Annotated in this window: 16 protein-coding genes and 2 pseudogenes; 7 read left to right on the top strand and 11 right to left on the bottom strand. The window is 62.2% G+C overall.

Annotated features, from left to right (window positions below):
• Nucleotides 1-7 precede the first annotated feature (7 nt).
• The 9 genes from HK439_RS19465 to HK439_RS27265 form a co-directional block, all read right to left on the bottom strand.
• Complete coding sequence (locus tag HK439_RS19465) at nucleotides 8-1,882, bottom strand: thiamine pyrophosphate-binding protein (RefSeq protein ID WP_190293144.1); 1,875 nt, start codon at nucleotides 1,880-1,882, stop codon at nucleotides 8-10.
• Complete coding sequence (locus HK439_RS19460; protein WP_190293143.1) at nucleotides 1,875-3,383, bottom strand: tripartite tricarboxylate transporter permease; 1,509 nt, start codon at nucleotides 3,381-3,383, stop codon at nucleotides 1,875-1,877. Before HK439_RS19460 ends, HK439_RS19465 begins: the two co-directional genes overlap by 8 nt.
• 3 nt (nucleotides 3,384-3,386) lie before the next feature.
• Nucleotides 3,387-3,908: a tripartite tricarboxylate transporter TctB family protein gene (locus HK439_RS19455; RefSeq protein ID WP_190293142.1), complete on the bottom strand. Its 522-nt coding sequence runs from the start codon at nucleotides 3,906-3,908 to the stop codon at nucleotides 3,387-3,389.
• A gap of 57 nt (nucleotides 3,909-3,965) precedes the next feature.
• Nucleotides 3,966-4,934: a tripartite tricarboxylate transporter substrate binding protein gene (locus HK439_RS19450; RefSeq protein WP_235988020.1), complete on the bottom strand. Its 969-nt coding sequence runs from the start codon at nucleotides 4,932-4,934 to the stop codon at nucleotides 3,966-3,968.
• Between the two features lie 91 nt (nucleotides 4,935-5,025).
• Nucleotides 5,026-6,024 carry a xanthine dehydrogenase family protein molybdopterin-binding subunit gene (locus HK439_RS27150; RefSeq protein ID WP_190293141.1) on the bottom strand — a complete coding sequence of 333 codons (999 nt, stop codon included), beginning with the start codon at nucleotides 6,022-6,024 and terminating at the stop codon, nucleotides 5,026-5,028.
• A 10-nt stretch (nucleotides 6,025-6,034) separates the two neighbouring features.
• Nucleotides 6,035-7,936 carry a molybdopterin-dependent oxidoreductase gene (locus HK439_RS19440; RefSeq protein ID WP_190293140.1) on the bottom strand — a complete coding sequence of 634 codons (1,902 nt, stop codon included), beginning with the start codon at nucleotides 7,934-7,936 and terminating at the stop codon, nucleotides 6,035-6,037.
• The gene (locus HK439_RS19435) at nucleotides 7,929-8,846 is read right to left on the bottom strand and encodes an FAD binding domain-containing protein (protein ID WP_190293139.1); all 918 of its coding nucleotides are present in this window, start codon (nucleotides 8,844-8,846) and stop codon (nucleotides 7,929-7,931) included. The genes HK439_RS19440 and HK439_RS19435 overlap by 8 nt, the downstream gene beginning before the upstream one ends.
• 60 nt (nucleotides 8,847-8,906) lie before the next feature.
• The gene (locus tag HK439_RS19430; protein WP_190293138.1) at nucleotides 8,907-10,064 is read right to left on the bottom strand and encodes a zinc-dependent alcohol dehydrogenase; all 1,158 of its coding nucleotides are present in this window, start codon (nucleotides 10,062-10,064) and stop codon (nucleotides 8,907-8,909) included.
• Between the two features lie 38 nt (nucleotides 10,065-10,102).
• On the bottom strand, nucleotides 10,103-10,954 hold the full coding sequence (locus HK439_RS27265; RefSeq protein ID WP_190293137.1) for an IclR family transcriptional regulator: 852 nt from the start codon (nucleotides 10,952-10,954) through the stop codon (nucleotides 10,103-10,105).
• A gap of 161 nt (nucleotides 10,955-11,115) precedes the next feature.
• On the opposite strand from HK439_RS27265, the gene HK439_RS19420 reads away from it, so the two are divergent.
• Nucleotides 11,116-11,568, top strand: coding sequence for a BLUF domain-containing protein (locus HK439_RS19420; protein WP_190293136.1), 453 nt, complete (start codon nucleotides 11,116-11,118; stop codon nucleotides 11,566-11,568).
• A gap of 81 nt (nucleotides 11,569-11,649) precedes the next feature.
• Here HK439_RS19420 and HK439_RS19415 read toward each other — a convergent pair whose 3' ends face one another.
• Nucleotides 11,650-11,883 carry a hypothetical protein gene (locus HK439_RS19415; protein WP_190293135.1) on the bottom strand — a complete coding sequence of 78 codons (234 nt, stop codon included), beginning with the start codon at nucleotides 11,881-11,883 and terminating at the stop codon, nucleotides 11,650-11,652.
• 504 nt (nucleotides 11,884-12,387) lie between these two features.
• Here HK439_RS19415 and HK439_RS19410 point away from each other — a divergent pair.
• The 4 genes and pseudogenes from HK439_RS19410 (at nucleotide 12,388) to HK439_RS19395 (ending at nucleotide 16,008) form a co-directional block, all read left to right on the top strand.
• Nucleotides 12,388-13,548, top strand: a pseudogene (locus HK439_RS19410) (IS3 family transposase).
• 320 nt (nucleotides 13,549-13,868) lie between these two features.
• A complete protein-coding gene (locus tag HK439_RS19405) occupies nucleotides 13,869-14,678 on the top strand; it encodes a hypothetical protein (protein ID WP_190293134.1) in 810 nt (269 codons plus the stop codon).
• 218 nt (nucleotides 14,679-14,896) lie between these two features.
• Complete coding sequence (locus tag HK439_RS19400) at nucleotides 14,897-15,118, top strand: helix-turn-helix domain-containing protein (RefSeq protein ID WP_190293133.1); 222 nt, start codon at nucleotides 14,897-14,899, stop codon at nucleotides 15,116-15,118.
• Nucleotides 15,119-15,234: 116 nt separating this feature from the next.
• Nucleotides 15,235-16,008, top strand: a complete 774-nt coding sequence (locus tag HK439_RS19395; protein WP_190293237.1) for a hypothetical protein — start codon at nucleotides 15,235-15,237, stop codon at nucleotides 16,006-16,008.
• Here HK439_RS19395 and HK439_RS19390 read toward each other — a convergent pair.
• Nucleotides 15,931-16,212 (bottom strand): annotated as a pseudogene (locus HK439_RS19390) (transposase); the annotation flags it as partial. The gene HK439_RS19395 and the pseudogene HK439_RS19390 overlap by 78 nt on opposite strands.
• A 358-nt stretch (nucleotides 16,213-16,570) precedes the next feature.
• On the opposite strand from HK439_RS19390, the gene HK439_RS19385 reads away from it, so the two are divergent.
• Both HK439_RS19385 and HK439_RS19380 read left to right on the top strand, forming a co-directional pair.
• Nucleotides 16,571-16,909: a helix-turn-helix domain-containing protein gene (locus tag HK439_RS19385; protein ID WP_190293132.1), complete on the top strand. Its 339-nt coding sequence runs from the start codon at nucleotides 16,571-16,573 to the stop codon at nucleotides 16,907-16,909.
• A complete protein-coding gene (locus tag HK439_RS19380; protein WP_190293131.1) occupies nucleotides 16,899-18,161 on the top strand; it encodes a type II toxin-antitoxin system HipA family toxin in 1,263 nt (420 codons plus the stop codon). The genes HK439_RS19385 and HK439_RS19380 overlap by 11 nt, the downstream gene beginning before the upstream one ends.
• The last annotated feature ends 237 nt before the right edge of the window (nucleotides 18,162-18,398 follow it).

The raw sequence follows: 18,398 nt of genomic DNA, 5'->3' as shown, positions 1-18,398 counted from the left end.
CGTTTCCTCAGATTTTCTGGCGCACGTAGTTCGCCTGGACGGCCTCGACCCAGTTGCCGACGTTCCAGCTTCCGTAGGCGCCCATCCCGGCGAAATCGTCGTGACTGCCGTAGACGGGGATATGCACGAGGCTAAGCCCGTCATGGGCGTGCGCGGCTTCCAGCGCCGCGTCGAGCGTCTCGGCGTCGGTGCCGCCGAACACTGCCTTCACCCCGGTGACCGCATCGGCAAGCTGAGCATAATCCACCGCGACGTGGTCGTTGGTACGGAACTCGCGCCCGTATTGCGCAAGCTGCAGCCCGGTGATCGCAGCCATCCGACGGTTGTCGAAAAGCGCGATCATACCCTTCACGCCATGCTCGACCGCGTCGATAAGGACCTGCGGATTCATCATGAAGGAGCCGTCGCCAGTGAATGCGATGCCGTAGCGCGGTCTCGCGACGCCCGCCGCCCCGAGCAGCGCCGAGGTCGCGAAACCCATGTAGGAGGCGCCGGTTTCGGTCACGCTCTCGTTCGGGGCGTCGTCGCGTACAACCTGAAAGCCGTTCGCCTGCACGTCGCCCGCGTCGAAGAATTTCACCGCGCCGACACGCTTGGCGAACTCCGCGACCCGGTGAATCGCGGCGGGCTGGGTCAGCACCGGACGGCCCCAGACCGCGTCCTCGACTGGCGGGTGGCCGACGCGGGCGCGCCAGTGGTCCTGCCAGCGGCTCTTGGCTGCGGCGCAGTCGCGCTGCCAGTCGCCCGCCCGGCGCCGTGGGGTCACGGCTATCAGCCGGTCGATCACCGCACCGATGTCGCCGGCGAGCGCGGCGGTGCGAGCATAATGGCTGACGTCGTCGATGTCGCCGTTGATGTTGATCACCGCACGCGCCGCGGGCCAGCCGGTGCCAGAGCAATCCGCCTGGCAGACAGCGCGGCTGCCGATGAAGATCGCGAGATCTGCGTGCTCCATCGCGTAATTGCCACTGATCGACCCTTTAGAGCCACCGACATGCATGTTGAACGGATGGTCGTCGGGCAACACGCCGGTCGAGCCCGGCGACAGAACCACCGGCGCCTGAAGGTGTTCGGCTAACCGCCGCACGGCATCTGCATGGGCGCGGGTACCACCGCCCGCCTTGATCGCGATACGCCCCGCCTCGGCGACATGCTGCGCTGCCTCGGTGAAGACCGTGCTATCCGCAGGGGCGAGCGCGGGTATCGCCAGCCGCCCCGGCAAGGTGCCGAGCGCAAGCCGCATGCGCTGCGGCTGGGTGTTGATCGGGGCAAGGATGTAAAACGGCCCCGCCTTGTAGGGATGGTGGACGCAGCTCGTCCCCCGGCGCAGGCATTCGCGCAGCGCCTCGGGCGTGTGCAAGACGTAGCTCTGCCCCATCAGCGCGGTGATCTGCCCGAAGAGCCCCTGCTGGGGTTTCGGGATCTGCTGCATATTGTAGCCCTCGCCGCGCGTCGTCTCGTCACCGTAGATGTGGTAGACGCCGACCCCGTTCGACGCCGCAGCCAGCGATCCTGCCATGGCCTGAAGCGCGCCAGGCCCGATCGAGGTGATGACGGCAGGCGTCTCGCCGTAGACCCAGGCGTGCGCGGTCGCTGCATGGGCCATCTCGACCTCGTTGCGGCAGTTGACGACTTTCAGGGCACCCGCCGCGTCGTAGATCCGAAGCGCCTCGCCAAGATCGGTCGAGCCGTGGCCGAAGATCGCGAACCAGGTCCGCACCCCCTGCGCCAGAAGGCCGAGGACCAGCCCTTCGCTCAGCGTAACCGACAGCGCGCCGCCGCCAAGTTCCGCGACACCGCCGCGGGCGACCAGTGCCGCGCGGGCCTCGATTTCCTTATCTGTGTCTTCGCTGCCTGTCCCGGCGGTGGAGCGTTCAAGCATTCTTGCTCTCCAGTCGTTTTGATGCCCGCTCGCGCAGCGCGGTGGTCGCCTGCATCAGCACGACAAGCGCCGAGAGCCCCAGGAAGAGCAGCGCGACGGGCGATTTGTAGAAAATGTCGAGATGGCCGCCGGACAATTGCATCGCGGTCCGGTATTCGCCTTCCAGCGTCGGCCCCAGCACCATCCCCAGGATCACCGGCGTGATCGGGATGCCGGCGCGGATGAGACCCCAGGCGAGCACACCGATGACGCCCATCGAGTAGACGTCGAAGGCCGAGTTGCGCACCGTGTAGGCGCCGATCACGCAGAGCACGAGGATGATCACCGCCAGGAGCTGCTGCGGAATCCTTAGCACGTAGACGAAGAGCCGGATGCCGAGCAGCTGGAAGACCAGAATGAAGATGTAGGCGACGACCACCGCGATGTAGATCGCGTAGACCGTCGTCTCCGAGGTCATAAACAGGGCGGGGCCCGGGGTGATGCCATGTATCATCAGCCCCGCCAGCACGATCGCGGTAGCCGGATCGCCCGGCACCCCCAGCGACAGGAGCGGGATCAGCGTGCCCCCAGTCACCGCGTTGTTCGCGGTCTCCGGCGCGATCACGCCCTCGATCGCGCCGCGGCCGAAGCGCTCGGGCGTTTTCGAGAAGCGGCGCGCGTGTGAATAGGCAAGGAAGGCAGCGATCGCGCCGCCGGTGCCGGGGATCGCCCCGATACCGGTGCCGATCGCCGCGCAACGCGCCATCAGCCAGGAATTGCGCCACATCAGGCCAAACGACGGTAGATTGGCCTTGAGGCTGCCGGTCGCGGGGGCCTCGAGACCGCCGTGGCGGTGCTGCACGAAGGTGTCGATGATGAACGGAACCGCGAACAGCCCGATCATCGCGACCAAGAGGTTCACGCCTTGAAGCAGGTTCACCGAGCCAAATGTCATGCGGTTGTCGCCGTCGATCTTGTCAATGCCGACCGTCATGATCAGCAGGCCCAGCACGCCCGCGATCAGCCCCTTCATCAGCGATCCAGACGACAGGCCGCAGATCGTAGACATGCCGAAGAGGACGAGGGCGAAGATCTCGGCCGGGCCGAAGTCGATCGCGATCTTGCTGACGAGATTGACCGAGACGATCATCACCACCAGCGAGAACAGGCCGCCGACCGTCGACACGATCACCGCTGTGCCGAGGGCGATCGACGCGCGCCCCTGCTTGGTCATTGGATAGCCGTCAAGCACGGTGGCTGCGGCCGAGGGCGTGCCGGGAATGCCCAACAGGATCGCCGAGACCGAGCCGCCGGTCATGCCGCCTATATAGGTGCCCAGAAGCAGGGCGATTGCCGGGACGGCGTCCATCCCGAAGGTGACGGGCAACGCCAGCGCCAGCGCCACGGTGAAGGTGAGCCCTGGGATCGAGCCGAAGATCAAGCCGATTATCGTGCCTAGACCCACCGCGCCGATTGCGTAGGGCGTCAGCGCCATCTGCAAGGCTGTGAGGAAATGGTCCATTGTTCAGCCCAAATTGATCCAACTTCCGACGGCCAGCGGGATACCGAGAAGCACCTCGAAGACCAGCCAAGTCGCGAAGGTTATGCCGAAGGCCATGCCGCCGATCACCAGAAAGCGCCGTTCGCGCAGGATCACCAGCGTGGAAAACAGGACGACCGCGAAGGTCGCCAGCAGGAAACCCACCCGAGTCATCATCCAGCCGTAGAGCAGGACGATGAACAGTGTCAGGGCCAGCGCGACGATCCGCGCCTTGGGCGTGTCGGTTGCGGTGCCTTCCTCAGCCTCGACATCAGAGGGTGGCGCCGACCGGGGCGGCTCTTCCGAGGCCATTAACCGCGACAGACCCCAGCCCGCCGAGAGCATGATTAGCAACACGCCGTAGAGCAGGGGGAAAGCCCGCGGCCCAACGTCGCCACCGCCGGCGCCGGCTGGGATGGAGCGGAAGACTTCGACGGTCCAGGCGATGCCGATCAACGTCAATACGCTGCTCACCGCCATGTCTGCCTTGCGCGAATGTCCTGTCATCTTGAACTCCGTCGGGATGGGCCGGCCCTACGGGGGCCGGCCGTCGGGTAGATGAGGTTATTGCTTCTTCAGTTCCAGCTGGCCCAGAAGCTTGGCGTAGAACGCGTCGTCCTTGGCGATGTCCTGTCCGAAGGCCGCGCTGTCCTCGTAGGTGATGTCGAAGCCGAGGTTCTTCGCAGCTTTAAGGAACGCCGGAGATTCGACCGCGGTCTTCGCGGCGTCCTGCAACGCCTTGACCACCTCGGGAGGCGTACCCTTCGGCGCCGCCAGCCCACGCCACATGGTGATGTCGACATCATAGCCCTGCTCGGTGGCGGTCTTCGCGTCCGGCAGCAGCGCGACCCGCTTCTTACCGGTCACCGCCAGCACGTCGAGCTGACCTGAATCGACGTAGGACTTGTATTGGCCCGGCCATTGCACGGCGGCGTCGATGCGCCCCGCCATCAGTTCCACCGGTGCCTTGCCGTTGCCGTAGGAGATGTACGAGATCTTGTCGCCGATCCCCATCGCATCGAAGAGCGCGGCGGACACGAGCTGGGTGAACGACCCCTTGCCCGAGATCCCCACCTTCAGCTTGCCGTCCATCTTCATGGCGGCGGCCTTGAGTTCGTCGAGCGACTTCCAGCCCCGCCCGGACTTGACGGCCAGCGCAGGCACCTCTGTCGATACCATAGCGATCGGGGTGAACTTCTGGTAGTCGAAGGGGATCTTCCCCGTGTGGTAGGCGGTGTTGATCGAGTTCGAGTTCCAGACGATATTGTAGCCGTCTGGCCGGGTATCGGCGACGTAGGAATAGCCAACAGCCCCGCCACCGCCTGGGCGGCTGACCGGCACAACCGGTTTGCCCAGGGCGTTGCCCAACTCGGTCGCCAGAACCTGCGCGATAGAATTGGCGGTGCCCCCGAACAGTACGGTCATTTCGACCGGCTTGTCGGGAAACTGCGCCAGCGCGGGCGTCGCGAGAGCGGGTGCCAGTAGCAGCCCACCCGCGGCGACAATGGCTCGGATCATCGTTTTCGGTGTCATTATATCCTCCCTGTATGCTTGCCCCGCTTACCCGGGGTCTGGTCATGTCTGGCGTCGGCCGGGGTTCCTCCATCCCGGCCGGGCCCTCTCGTCAAGCGGCTGCGCCCTCCTTCGCGGCAAGCGCGGCCAGTACCTTCTCGGGCGTCGCCGGAAGGCTTTTCATCCTCACCCCGATCGCGTCGTAGATCGCGTTCATGATCGCCGGGGCTGTCGGCACCAGCGCGGGTTCTCCGATCCCCTTGGCGCCGAGCGGGCTCTTGGGATCGCGGTCCTCGACCAGTATCGAGGTTATCTCGGGAATGTCGAGCGAGGTGGGCAGGATGTACTTGGCGAAGCCGTGGGTCACTGGGTGACCTTTGTCGGTCTGCCATTCCTCCATCAGCGCCTGGCCGAGGCCCTGCGCCACGCCGCCTTCGATCTGGCCCTCGACCCCACGCGGGTTGATGACGCGGCCAACGTCGTGGGCGGCCCAGATGCCGAGCACCTGCACCTCGCCAGTCACGGTATCGACCTCGACCTCGGCCACCTGGGTGCCGAAAACATAAGCCTGCCACGGGCTGCCCGAGCCGTCGACCGGATCGAGCCCGGTACCATGGGCAGTAAAGCTGGCGGCCCCCACAGGCACGACGCCGCGCGCCTTGCAGCGCGCAACGGCCTCTCCCATCGTCATCCGCTTGTTGGTGTCCTCAACCCAGATCTCTCCGTTGAAGGCCCGGAGCTGCTCGGCCGACACCTCCCAATGGTCGGCGATCTCGGCGAAGAGCTTCCCCCGTGCCTCGCGCGCGGCCAGCGCCACCGAGTTGCCTATCATGTAAGTCTGGCGCGTCGCCCCAGCATGGGCCGCCTCGGGCGAACGGGCAGTGTCGTTGTCGCCAATCGTCACGTCCTCGGGGCGAATGCCCAGCTCCTCGGCCGCGACCTGTGCGAGTACGGTCAGGATACCCTCGCCGATCTCGGTCACGCCGGTCACGATCTTGGCCGTGCCGCCGTCGTCAAGTTCGGCCCAGGCCCCGGCGCGGTCGATCGTCGCCGTCCGCGCGATGCCGTACCACGAAGCAGCGACACCACGTCCTCTCAGCTTGCGTTTCATGATGCCTCCTTCACGGTCGGAACCTGTCTGTTGCAGTCTCGCGGACCCGGGCGCCCAACGTACAGGGCCTGCGCGTGCCGGGGCCGTCAAGGTCGCCGCGGCTTTCGCCGCGCACGCTCGGCGCGCCCTTCTCCCAGCCGCTCGCGCCCTCGGCAGCGTCAAGCACCCGGTCGATCGCGGCCGAGGCCAGCTTCTGCTGGGTGTGGGTAAGCGACCCCGCTCGCATCATGTTCACGCGGCGGATCTCGAACGGGTCCATCCCCAGCCGCTCCGCCGCCATGTCCATCATGCTTTCAGTCGCGAACTGGGCTTGCATTCCCCCGAAGGTCCGGAAGGCGCCTGAAGGGGTATTGTTGGTATAGACCACCTTGGTGTCGACCTTGAGGTTCTCGATCTCGTAGGGTCCGCACGACAGGATTGCCGCCTTGCGCATCACCCCTTCCGAGGACATACCGTAGGCGCCTCCATCCGAGAGCATCTCGAACTCAACCGCTGTGATGCGTCCCGCCTTGGTCAGCCCCATTCGGCACCTGGTGCGCGACGGGTGCCGCTTGGCCGAGGCCACGAAGCTTTCCTCGCGCGTGAAGACCAGCTTCACCGGGCGACGCGTCTTCATCGCGGCCAGTGCCAGCATGCCCTGGTATATCATGTCCTCCTTGCCGCCGAAGCCGCCACCCACCGGTGACATGATGAACCGCACCTTGTTGATGGGCTTGGCGATGATGTGCGACAGCATGTGGCGGTGGTGGGTGATGTTCTGGCTGGGCGAGACCACTGTGACCACGCCATCGTGGTCGACATAGGCGAGGCCCGCCTCCGGCTCCAGGTAGGCGTGCTCCACCTGCTGGGTGGAGAAGCTCTCCTCAAGGATGACATCCGCTGCGGAAAAGCCTGCAGCGATGTCGCCTTTGCGAACGGGGATGTGTTTGACTACATTGTCGGCTGCATAGTCGTGGATCACGGGCGCGCCGGACTTCAAGGCGTCCTCGGGGTCGAAGAGGCCCGGAAGTTCGTCGTATTCTACTCGGATCAGCGCCATCGCCTCGCGCGCGGTCCGCACGCTGTCGGCGGCGACCGCAGCGACCGCCTCGCCGACGTGGCGCACCTTGTCGCGCGCCATGACCGGCTGATCCTCGACGAAGACACCGAAACCGTCCTCGCCCGGAACGTCGTCGCAGGTGAGCACGCAATGGACGCCGGGGTAGGCTTCGGCCTCGGTGGTGTCGATCGAGACGATCTTCGCGTGGGCATGGGGCGAGCGCAGCACCTGCATGTGCAGCATCCCCGGCATCACCATGTCGCCCGCATACCGCAGCCGCCCCGTTACCTTCGATGGCGCGTCGAGACGGCGCGTGTTGTGGCCGATGAAGCTGTTGCCCACCGCCTCGGGGTCGAGCGCCGTATGCGGCAGGCGCCCGGCGATCACGTCGCGGGCGATCTCGACCGCCTCAAATATCTTCGAATAGCCGGTGCAGCGGCAGATGTTGCCCCCCATCCGCTCCTTGATCTCCTCGATATCCGCATCGGGGTTGTCGCGCAGCGTGGCGGTCGCGGCCATCACCATGCCAGGGATGCAATAGCCGCACTGGCTGGCCCCGGTCTTGTGGAACGCCTTCTGTACCGCGGTGAGGTCGCCCGTTCTGGCCAACCCCTCAACAGTCTCGACCTCGGCGCCCTGCGCCTTGGCGGCGGGCATCAGGCAGGACTTGATGAGCTTGCCATCGACGAAAACGGAACAGGTGCCGCATTCGCCCGCGCCGCAGCCTTCCTTCGCGCCGGTCAGCATCAGCCCGTCGCGCAGCACGTCGAGAAGGCGTGCCCCCGGGTCTGCCTGAACGCGCTGGCGCCGACCGTTGATGGTGAGATCGAGCGTGACCGCTGTGACGGTCGGGTGTGTCAGGGTGTCAGGCATCGACGGCCTCCTTTGCGGTCGAATGGGTTCCGCACACACACAGGGCGGCGAGTGCATCCTCAATCGCGGAGCCCACGAAGCCCTGCACGACGGCGCGGCGGTATTCTACGCGGCTGCGCGAGGCGACGTGCCGGGCCGGAAGCAGGCTCACCTTAGCGATCAGGTCGCGGGTCAACTCCTTTCCGCGCAGCATCTCCTCTATGTCGCGCAGCCGGATCGGACGGGGGCCGACGCCTCCGAGTGCGAGGCGCGCGTCCTCGACCAACCGGCCCTTGGCATCAGTCTTGACGAGCGCGGCGCAGCAGACCGCCGAGATGACGAGCGAGCGGCGCAGCCCCACCTTCTGGAACGAGCCGCCATAGCCTTCCACCGCATCGCAGGTCACCGCGGTCGCGATCTCGCCGGGCTGCAGCAGGGTCCGTCCTGGGCCGGTCACGAAAGCCTCTACCGGGACGGAACGGGTCTGCACCCGGTCGCCGTCAAGCCGTGCGACCTCGATCGTGGCGTTCAGCGTCAGCATCGGCGGAAGGCCATCGCCCGCGGGCGAGGCGTTGACGATGTTGCCGATCAGCGTGGCCTGACGCCGGATCTGATCGTCGGCGAACCATGCCGCGCATTGGGGCATGTTGGGCAGAAGGCGCACGAGGTCGGGGTCTTCCAGGAACTCCTGATAGACGGTGCCCGCGTTCAGCCGGACCCGCTCGCCCTCTAGCCGCCAACCCGAGAATCCATCGACCCGGGTGATGTCGATCAGGTGCGGAACCTGGACGTCGCCGCCGCGGCCATCGCGCGCCCAAGGCAGCAAGTCGGTCGCGCCGGCGACGACCCGGCTACCCTCGGGCGCTACGCGAAGAAGCTCCAGTGCCTCACGCAGGGTCGCAGGCTGCAGGTAGGTATCGCAGTAGAGCATGATTGCGCATCTCCTGGTCTCGCGGCGCCGAAAGCCTCGGCGCCGCGCATTCGCGATGGCCTATTCGGCCGCCGCGCGCTGTTGCTGGGCATGCTTGTTGCGCACCACGACTTTGATCGCGTCCTCGACCCGGTCGCGGGCGTAGCGTAGCGCCTCGGGCAGGTCCTCCATGTCGAAGGTATGGGTGTGGATTAGGGAAGCGTCAAACCGCTTCTGGCGCATGAAGGCCTCGGCCCGGTGGGTGGCAGTCTTGCCCTCGCCGCGGATGCCGTAGAGGTAGATATTGTTGCGTACCAGATAGGCCACGTCGACCTCGGGCGAGCTGGAGGGGAAAGCGGCAAGGCAGATCTTGCCACCGCGGTTCACCATCAGCGCGGCCTCGTTCAGCGCGTTCGGTGCGCCCGAGCATTCGACGACGTAATCCGCGCCCTTGCCACCGGTGTATTCGCGGACCTTTTCCAACACATCCTCGTTGCGGACGTTGATAACGTGGTCGGCGCCAAGCTGCTTGCCGATCTCCAGCCGGTTGTCGCGGGTGCCGGTCAGGATGACGGGCTGCGCGCCCAGCGCCTTGGCCACCGCCGCGCCGAGCAGGCCGATCGGGCCCGGGCCGGTTACCACCACGCTTTCGCCCGCGACGAGGCCACCCAGCTCGGTCAGCCCGTACATCGCGGTCCCGGCGGTGACGACCAGCGTTGCCTCCTCGTCGGACATCGTGTCCGCGACATGGACCAGCGTGTTGATGTTGTTAACCTGGTATTCGCAGAAGCCGCCGTCGGTGGTGAAGCCGTTGGCGCGGTGGCCCTTGTCGACATCGCCGTAGTTTTTTCCGTAATTGTGGCAGGCCGTATACATGCCCTCGCGGCAACGCTTGCACTGGCCGCAGCCAGCGTGGATCTCGACGGTCACGCGGTCGCCGATCTCATATTCATCGACCCCGGGCCCGAGTGCCACGACGGTGCCCATGTATTCATGGCCCGGCGTGAAGTTCTTGTTGAACGGCGTGCCGCCTTGGATGATCGCCGGCAGACCGTGGTTGATGATCTCCAGATCAGTCGCGCAGATCGCCACCGCGTCGATGCGCACCAGCACCTCGGCCTTCTTGGGCTGCGGCACCGGCTTGTCGACAAGGGTCAGCTCGCCGGGATCGCCCAGAACCCACGCCTTCATCGTTTCCGGAACAGGAAAGTCCGGATGCGTCTTCACGCCAGCAGTCATGTTTGCCTCCTCGTTTGTCCCGGCCTCCCCCGGGGTGTTCAATAGCGGTTGGCCTTCAGTTGATCCGAAAGCCGCCGGGCCGTTTCGGTCACGCCGGTGATGACGTGGGTCCGATAGGCATCGGAATTCTTGTGAGCTGCGTAGGTGGCCGAAATTGAGGCGATCACCGCCCCTTTCTCGTCGCGGATCGCAGCGCCGACGCAGACCACGCCGTCGCGCAGTTCCTCGTCGTCGATCGCGAAGCCGTGGCGACGGACATGGCGCAGCTCCTCGATAAGCCCGTGCAGCATGGTGATTGTCTTGGACGTGTAGCGATCCAGCCCATTCTCGGAAATCACCCGCATGATCTCGGCGTCCGGCAGCCAGGCGAGAATCGCCTTGCCGGTCGCGGTGGCGTGCAGCGCGGTCATCTTGCGGATCTCGTCGACTTCGACCACCGCGCTCGACCGGCCGACGCGAAGCTGGGTGACTAGCTTGGTGCCGTGCAGGGTGGCCAGTTGCACCGCCTCACCTAGCTGCTCGGCGAGCGCCTCGATCTCAGGCTTGACGATGTCAGCAAGGTCGGCCTCACCCGCCTGCAGCTCGACCAGCTCATTGAGACGCGAAGACAGCATGTAGCCGCGGTTGCGCCCGACCTGGAGGACGTAGCCCCTGCCCACCAGTGTCTGTACGAGATGGTGGCAGGTCGAGGCGTTAAGCCCGGCCCGCGCCGCCAGTTCGTTGAGGCCGAGCGCCTCCTTCGAGCCAGCGAGGATCTCGAGCATCGTGAGCGCCCGGTCGACCGCTTGGATCGACTTGCCGGTCCGCGGCCCGCCGGTCGCGAAGCGCGCCCCCTCCGCCACTTTGGCGGAGAGACTGGCCGTGCCACCGATGGCCCCTTGATCCGTCACGTCATGTCCTCCCGATTGGCGGCCATGATGTGGCGACTAGCGATTACCGTCAATTTATTTTTCCAATATTGTATGGATTTTCATATGGTGAAATTATGGGCGTTGACGGTGCGATTTTTCGAAAGTTAGATGGAATATGAAGCCAATGGGAGAACGCCTGTATGACCGTCCATCACCTCGTCTATGTAAGTCAGGCCGCGCCGGGCATGTCAGACGCAACCATCGCCGAGATCGTGGAAGCTAGCCGCGCCTATAACGCGGCGCATGGAATCACCGGGGTCCTGCTTTTCGTGCCGGGGCGCGACGGGCACGTCGGCAGCTTCATGCAGTTGCTCGAGGGCGAGTCGGGTGAGGTCAAAAGCCTGACCGAAATGATCCTCGCCGACCCGAGGCACCACACCAAGGTTGTGTTGACGCAGGGCCAGCGGGAAAGGCGCTGTTTTCCCGACTGGTCGATGGCGCTGAAGACCGCCGCGCCGGAAGAGATCGCCGATCATCCGATCCTGGCTAATCTCGCGAACAAGGAATTCATGGACAAAGTCGCCTGCGGCCCCGAGGCGAACACCGTTCTGCCGCTTCTAATGGACTTCTGGGATGCAGAGCCGCTCGACTAATCCCTACGATCTCGCCGCCGGCAGCCAATGACAAAGTGGCTACCGCCGATCCTAGCACATGCGGCGCGCGTAAATCGGCTCCTAAAGGGTGATCAGCCTTTCCGACACATAGCGCGGAATGTCCTCGCGCTGCAGTCCAAGTGCGCCCAATTGGGCATCGGACTTCGCGTTCAGATGCTCGATTTCGAGGCTGAACGCCCGGGCCGCCGCGAATTCGTCGAAACCGCGAGCGACCGCCGAAACGATCGACTGCGTGCAGGACATGAACAGGCCGCCAAAGGACTGGACGTTCATTGCTTCATAAGCCTTGTTCATCTCTATACTTCCCGCAATGCACCGCAATCGGCATTTCACCTGCTTTCTTTATGCCCTCGCTGCACTGCAGCAACAACTGCTCGTGATGGGACCCTACTATGCCGAGACTGCATAGGTCACCTTTGGAGTTGCTCCGTTTTGGTAGAGAACGACTAGTTCACGTCCTCAACCGCGTCCCTTACGAACTAGGGTTAAGGCAATGCTCGTCTATACCCCCGCCCAAGCCCCCAGCACCGTCCGGGGCTTGGCTTGTTCAAAGGTTCTGGCAGAACAGTATCGTTCATAGCTTGTGTCGATCCCGCGCACTACGGAAGAACCTCGACATTGCGCAGTGAAAGAGGAAATCGGACGAACATCCTCACGGTCAGGCGGATGATTTCGGAGCTGGTTTTGAAGTATCGGAAGGGAGAGGTCTTCATCATGCCTACTGAGCTACCTCCCGAAATTCGGACACTGACGTAAGCTACGAATTGTTGTCTGCTGGTCTTCGAGAAAAGGAGATCAGTGATGTCGAAACGCAAGCAGCACTCGCCGGAATTCAAGGCGAAAGTCGCCCTTGAAGCCTTGAAGGGCGAGGAGACAGTATCTGAACTGGCGAGCCGCTTCGGTGTTCATCCGACCATGATCCATCAATGGAAGCGAGCTCTTCTGGAAGGCGCTTCGGACGTGTTCGCACGTGGCGGCAACCGAAAGCCGGAGGCTAACGAGGACCAGGTGAAAGAGCTCCACGCCAAGATCGGGGAGCTGGCGGTCGCCAACGATTTTTTGTCCAGAAAGCTCAAGCCTTGGGGCGTGAAGTGAGGCGCGGCATGATCGAGCCGGGTCATCCTGAATTGTCGATCGGCAAGCAGTGTTCTGTGCTGTCGATCTCGCGCTCGTCTTTCTATTACACGCCGAAGGGTGAGAGCGAGATGAACCTCACCCTGATGCGCCAGATCGATGAACAGTTCCTGGAGACGCCGTTCTTCGGTGTCCGACAGATGACCTGGCACTTGAAAAACGAAGGTCATCCGGTGAACGAGAAGCGGATCCGGCGACTGATGCGGCTCATGGGCCTGATGCCGGTCTACCAGAAGCCCAATACAAGCAGGCCGGCCAAGGGACACAAGATCTGGCCATATCTGTTGAAGGGATTGCGGGTGGAACGGCCAAACCAGGTCTGGGCGTCTGACTGACATCACGTATTTGCCGATGCGCCGTGGGTTCCTCTACCTTGTCGCGATTATGGACTGGTTCACCCGCAAGGTGCTGGCCTGGCGCATCTCCAATACCTTGGAAGCCGATTTCTGCGTCGAGGCGTTGAATGAAGCGATCCACAAATTCGGTGCGCCGGAAATCATGAATACAGACCAGGGATCGCAGTTCACCTCGTTTGCATGGACGGACCGGTTGCGGCGGATGGGCGTGCGCATCCCGATGGACGGCAAGGGGCGTTTCCTCGACAATATCTTCGTCGAGTGGCTGTGGCGCACGCTCAAATACGAGTGCGTCTACCTGCACGCCTGGGAAACCGGCTCGCAAGCCAGGGCCGGTGTCCGGAAATGGATGGACTTTTATAACCGGAAACGCCCCCACTCAGCCCTTGGCGGCAAACCTCCTGCCGTGGTCTATTGGCAGCGCATTGAACAACACCAACCCGATCAGCAGGTGCACAGAGTAGCTTAATTTACGCCGAAACTTGTCCAATGAATCCGGAGTAGCTCACCATAGGTGGGACCCGAACCCCTGACACGCGGATTATGATTCTGCTGCTCACGAAGCGCTGAACTGCTCCATTTTGCGCCCGCCTCGTCCCAAAGCTGCGGTTGATTGAACAACTGACCCAGGTGTGCTTGCGTCCGGCTAGCATGTGTCGCCATGTCCGGGCGGATGTTAATGACCCCACATCGTGTGGAGCATTGGTGGAGGCAGGATGGTCCACCGTTGCATCCTTGAGGAGAGACGGCCCAATATCATGCGTATCGTGGGGACTGCGAGCAGCACTGATGGATTCAGTCGACATCTGTTATTCTGACGAGGATCTTGGAGCGCTCGCGCGGGCTCTTCGTGTGGAGCCGTCCAAGGTCTTTTCGCGCAAGCAGCGGTTTGATGCTGCCCTTTTCTGGAGCGGTCTGGGACGTACCCGGTCCCAACTCGTTCCGGACGAGGACACGATCAAGCGGTTGAAGAAGCTCAAGAGCACCCTTGAGCGCTTTCTGCGCCATGCCCATTCGCTTGCCCATCGAGACGGCGAAGACCTTCCCGAAGACTTTCAACGCATCAAACTCCCCGCACCGTCTCCAGCCCGCTATCGCGCCGGTGCCGGTTCAGTCTTCCAGTGTCTTGGCGTTGATCCGATTGATGCGATCGATGGCATTGAAGACCGGGCTCTGGCCAACGCCCTGTCTGAGGTGTCCGACAGGGACGAACAGAACCTGACTGCCCTTGTCGTTTCCCTGGCCGGGTTTGACCGGGACAGATCCGGGGCAATCCACGCCGCCCGGGACCTGCGCCGGCGCTGTACTCAGTCAATTGACGACCTGACCCAAATTCGCGGCGTCACGGTGAAGCCCGGCCACCACGGCAATGAACAGGTCAACAACTGGCTGGACAACATGCTTTGCCTGTACGAAGAGATCATCGGCAAGCCGGTCGGCATGTCGGTGGCAGCACCAGGCAGCGACCATGCCGGTGAAGTCTCTGGTCGGCTCATCGATTTCCTGAAGGTTGCCGGCAAGCCGGTCGGCCTCTGCTATTCGCCGGAGGCCTGGCGCAGCCGGGTACGAACGGCCCGGGAATGCGCCAAACAAAAATAAAGTTGATTTGGCCATTTAGCGTCCGCTCCCATGCCCCTCTAGCTTTCGTGGATGGCGAGGCAGGAACCAGACAAGTTTCAGGAGAAAAAGGCGGCCCTTATGGCGTTCGCCCGCTTGTTGGCTGTTGCCGAAGCACGCCTACAATTTAGGTCTTCACTGTCAGACGACCCCCTCGACAAAACCGTCCGTCCGCCCAGCCGGCCAGGGGACGGCAAGTAATGCCTGTTCGAACCCATTGCAGCGCGAGCGAGATAGCAGCGGCAACCGGCAAGAACGAGCGCACGGTGCGCCGCTGGATTTCTGACGGCTCCCTTCCCTCGGTGAAGATTGGCGGCTCGCGGCTGGTTCCGGCCGCCGAACTCAACAGGCTCCTGGGGATCGAAGACTGGACACTTTCCGATGAAGAACAGAGGTGCCGTCAAATTCAAAAACGCGAGTGACACCAGAGCTTTAGAGAGAATTCGGGAACCAGTCATCCAAGTAATCGTTCCATCTTCTCTGGTATAGTCTTCCCGAATGTCACTCCTTGTCATCAATCTTCATGAACGAGGCCAACATGGAAAATATCGACAAACAAAAACTCAATACGGGGCAGGAGATCAACCTGGCCAAGGTGTTGGAGATCCTCGCAGAAAAGGCCGGCAAAGAGACTGTCAGCGCGACGGTTATGCGGGATTTGCACTCGGCCGTGAAGCGGATTTCAGAACTCGCCGACTTCCCGCTTCACAAACCCATTGCTGGTTTGGAAGACCTGAGAGCCGCCTTCCGGGCGATCCGCCCGCGGGCAAACGGGATGACACCCAAAACGCTTTCCAATCTGCGTAGCCTGTTTCGCGCAGCCCTTGAAGAAGCGGGCGTCCTCGATCCGGAACATCGGGGGCTCGCCCGAGGCACTCCGGACTGGGGCCGCCTCTTCCACCAGATTTCGGACGACAGGCGACTGGCAGAAGGCCTTGCAAGCTTTTCCAACTGGTGCGCCGCAAACGGCATTGCACCTGCCGATGTTTGCGATGACACGGTCCAACGCTTTTATATTTGGATGACGACACGAACCTTGAAGGGCAAGCCCAGGGACCTGGCAAGGTGGATTCCAAACTGCTGGAACGCGGCAAGAGATCAGGTCGATGACTGGCCTCGGATCGACCTTTCGCCGATCTCGTTCAGGCCACCGCGTGAGCACCTGCCGCTTGAGGCTTTTCCGGCGTCTTTCCAGCAGGATGTCAACGCCTACCTGGAGGCACGGCGTGCTCCGGTCGATCGCAGTGCTCCTGCTCACCGCACCCGATGTCGCCAGGGCTTCCAGCAGGTCCACCCAGAAGCGCCTACGTGACCAGCGATTGAAGCGGTTGTAGATTGTCGTCGAAGGGCCATAGTCCTGCGGGCAATCGCACCAACGGCATCCCGTCTTCAGCACGTGGATGATGCCGGAGATCACCCGGCGATCATCAACACGGCGAGCACCCGGTTGGTTCTTGGGCAGGTAGGGCTCTATCGTCGCCCATTGGGTGTCCGAAAGCCAAAACAGACGGGCCATCCACGCCTCCAATCTCATGATTGGACGCTGTGAATCTGATTTGCGGCAACAGATCAATAGGCTGATTGGGTTTCGACCCTAGTGATTTATATACTTTCCATGGGACAAATTTGGGACACTGAGAATATTTTGGTCCCAATGGGACACTGCCAACCGAACGCTCATCAAAGTCTGGCATTCTGAGAGCATCCAACCCTTTTCACAACGCCCTATAATGCTCCATAAACAGAGCGCGAAGCTTCCTTACGATCCATTTATAGAACAATTATTAGCCACCCCCACTTGAATTGTGCTATGATGTTCCACAAATAGAGCATAAGAGAGCAATACGCCCTATTAATGGAACATGGAAGTTCAGATGGCAAAGCCTATGACCCGCACATACTCACGTTATGGCCAGGAAGCCGCCGAACTGCTCGGGCTTACGATTCACAACGCCCGTATTGAGCGCGGATTGACCATTGCTGAACTAGCGGAACGCGCGGGCATTTCGCGCGGCCTCGCACACCGGATTGAAAACGGCGACATGGGCTGCTCCATTGGCGCCGTCTTTGAAGTCGCGGCGATCCTCGGCGTTCGGCTGTTCGACGCCGACCCGACAACGCTCACTCGGCATCTGGCAACGGCGCGCGATAAGCTCACCCTGCTCCCTAAAGCCGTTCGTACAAGCACAAAGGCTGTAAAAGATGAATTCTAAAGCCCGCTACGATGAAGCCTATGTGTGGATTTGGCTGCCCGGCGCTACAGAACCTGTAGTGGCCGGTTTGCTGTCTCGCGACGGCGACCGTCTTATCTTCAACTATGGCCGCAGCTATCTCGATCGGAAGGGCGCTATCCCGATCTACGAACCCGAACTCCCATTAAAACAGGGCGCCATTCTTCCTCTGAACGGCCTGAATATGGCCAGTTGCCTGCGCGATGGTGCGCCTGATGCCTGGGGACGGCGCGTTATTCTCAACCGCAAATTCGGGCTCAAGGGTAAGGATGTCGATATTGGGGCGCTCGATGAGCTGACTTACCTTTTAGAGTCTGGGTCAGACCGAATTGGCGCGCTGGACTTTCAAGCATCGCCGACCGAGTACGTTCCGCGCGCGAAAGAGACAGCAACTCTAACGGAATTGCTCACAGCCGCCGAGAAAGTCGAAGCCGGTGTTCCACTCACGCCGGATCTTGATCAAGCCCTCTTCCACGGTAGCTCCCTCGGGGGCGCCCGCCCCAAGGCAATGATTGAAGACGGCGACCGCAAGCTCATTGCCAAGTTTTCGTCCTCTACCGACACCTACAACGTCGTGAAGGCGGAATATATCGCCATGCGCCTCGCTGCGACCGCTGGCCTTAACGTGGCTCCCGTGCGTTTGGAAAGGGTTGCGGGAAAAGACGTGCTCTTGGTCGAGCGTTTTGACCGCAAAAAATCCGCATCGGGCTGGGAACGCAAAGCGATGGTGTCTGCGCTCACGCTATTCGGCCTCGATGAAATGATGGCTCGCTATGCGAGCTATTGGGATCTGGCCGAAATCATCCGGCACCGCTTCACGTCGCCAAAGGATACCCTGCGGGAACTGTTCAGTCGCTTGGTATTCAATATCCTTTGCGGCAATACGGATGACCACGCTCGAAACCACGCGGCGTTCTGGGACGGCAATAACCTGACGCTCACCCCGGCTTACGACATATGCCCGCAAAACCGCGCGGGCAATGAAGCCAGCCAGGCGATGTTGATAACGCAGGACAACCGCCGGAGTACCCTGGCGACTTGCCTGGAAGCCGCACCGCAATTTCTACTGAACGAGAAAGACGCGGCGGGCATCATCAAACACCAATTGGAAACGCTGCGCCTCCATTGGGAGCCCACCTGCGACGAAGCGGCATTGAGCCAAGTTGACCGCAATCAGTTTTGGAACCGGATTTTCCTCAATCCCTTCATTTTCGAAGGCGCAGAAGAACTTTAGTCTGGCAACATTCGTTACTGTTCGCAGAGATTCTTCCCTGGAAATGAAAGCCTAACTCTATATTGCCACCCCAATAATGTGGTGATTTTCCGCCATTTTCTCAAGGTACCTGCGGATTTCAGAAATACCGGACAGCGATTACGCTAAATCCCGGACAACCGTTTCAGTAATTCCCGGACAGTTCGGGCACGGCTGACCATCTGCCTGCGATCATGTTTCAGTTTGCATCGTTTCGGT

The organism is Roseibium aggregatum, from assembly GCF_014692675.1.
Taxonomy (GTDB): Bacteria; Pseudomonadota; Alphaproteobacteria; order Rhizobiales; family Stappiaceae; genus Roseibium; species Roseibium aggregatum_C.
This window is presented reverse-complemented; position numbering and strand designations above follow the sequence as displayed.

Bases quoted from the DNA above. Each gene is read 5' to 3' on its own strand.
- HK439_RS19405 (WP_190293134.1), top strand. From the start codon at position 13,869: ATGGATTCAGTCGACATCTGTTATTCTGACGAGGATCTTGGAGCGCTC.
- HK439_RS19395 (WP_190293237.1), top strand. From the start codon at position 15,235: ATGGAAAATATCGACAAACAAAAACTCAATACGGGGCAGGAGATCAAC.
- HK439_RS19380 (WP_190293131.1), top strand. From the start codon at position 16,899: ATGAATTCTAAAGCCCGCTACGATGAAGCCTATGTGTGGATTTGGCTG.
- HK439_RS19400 (WP_190293133.1), top strand. From the start codon at position 14,897: ATGCCTGTTCGAACCCATTGCAGCGCGAGCGAGATAGCAGCGGCAACC.
- HK439_RS19440 (WP_190293140.1), bottom strand. From the start codon at position 7,936: ATGCCTGACACCCTGACACACCCGACCGTCACAGCGGTCACGCTCGAT.
- HK439_RS19430 (WP_190293138.1), bottom strand. From the start codon at position 10,064: ATGACTGCTGGCGTGAAGACGCATCCGGACTTTCCTGTTCCGGAAACG.
- HK439_RS27150 (WP_190293141.1), bottom strand. From the start codon at position 6,024: ATGAAACGCAAGCTGAGAGGACGTGGTGTCGCTGCTTCGTGGTACGGC.
- HK439_RS19450 (WP_235988020.1), bottom strand. From the start codon at position 4,934: ATGACACCGAAAACGATGATCCGAGCCATTGTCGCCGCGGGTGGGCTG.
- HK439_RS19465 (WP_190293144.1), bottom strand. From the start codon at position 1,882: ATGCTTGAACGCTCCACCGCCGGGACAGGCAGCGAAGACACAGATAAG.
- HK439_RS19415 (WP_190293135.1), bottom strand. From the start codon at position 11,883: ATGAACAAGGCTTATGAAGCAATGAACGTCCAGTCCTTTGGCGGCCTG.
- HK439_RS19385 (WP_190293132.1), top strand. From the start codon at position 16,571: ATGGCAAAGCCTATGACCCGCACATACTCACGTTATGGCCAGGAAGCC.
- HK439_RS19455 (WP_190293142.1), bottom strand. From the start codon at position 3,908: ATGACAGGACATTCGCGCAAGGCAGACATGGCGGTGAGCAGCGTATTG.
- HK439_RS19435 (WP_190293139.1), bottom strand. From the start codon at position 8,846: ATGCTCTACTGCGATACCTACCTGCAGCCTGCGACCCTGCGTGAGGCA.
- HK439_RS19420 (WP_190293136.1), top strand. From the start codon at position 11,116: ATGACCGTCCATCACCTCGTCTATGTAAGTCAGGCCGCGCCGGGCATG.
- HK439_RS19460 (WP_190293143.1), bottom strand. From the start codon at position 3,383: ATGGACCATTTCCTCACAGCCTTGCAGATGGCGCTGACGCCCTACGCA.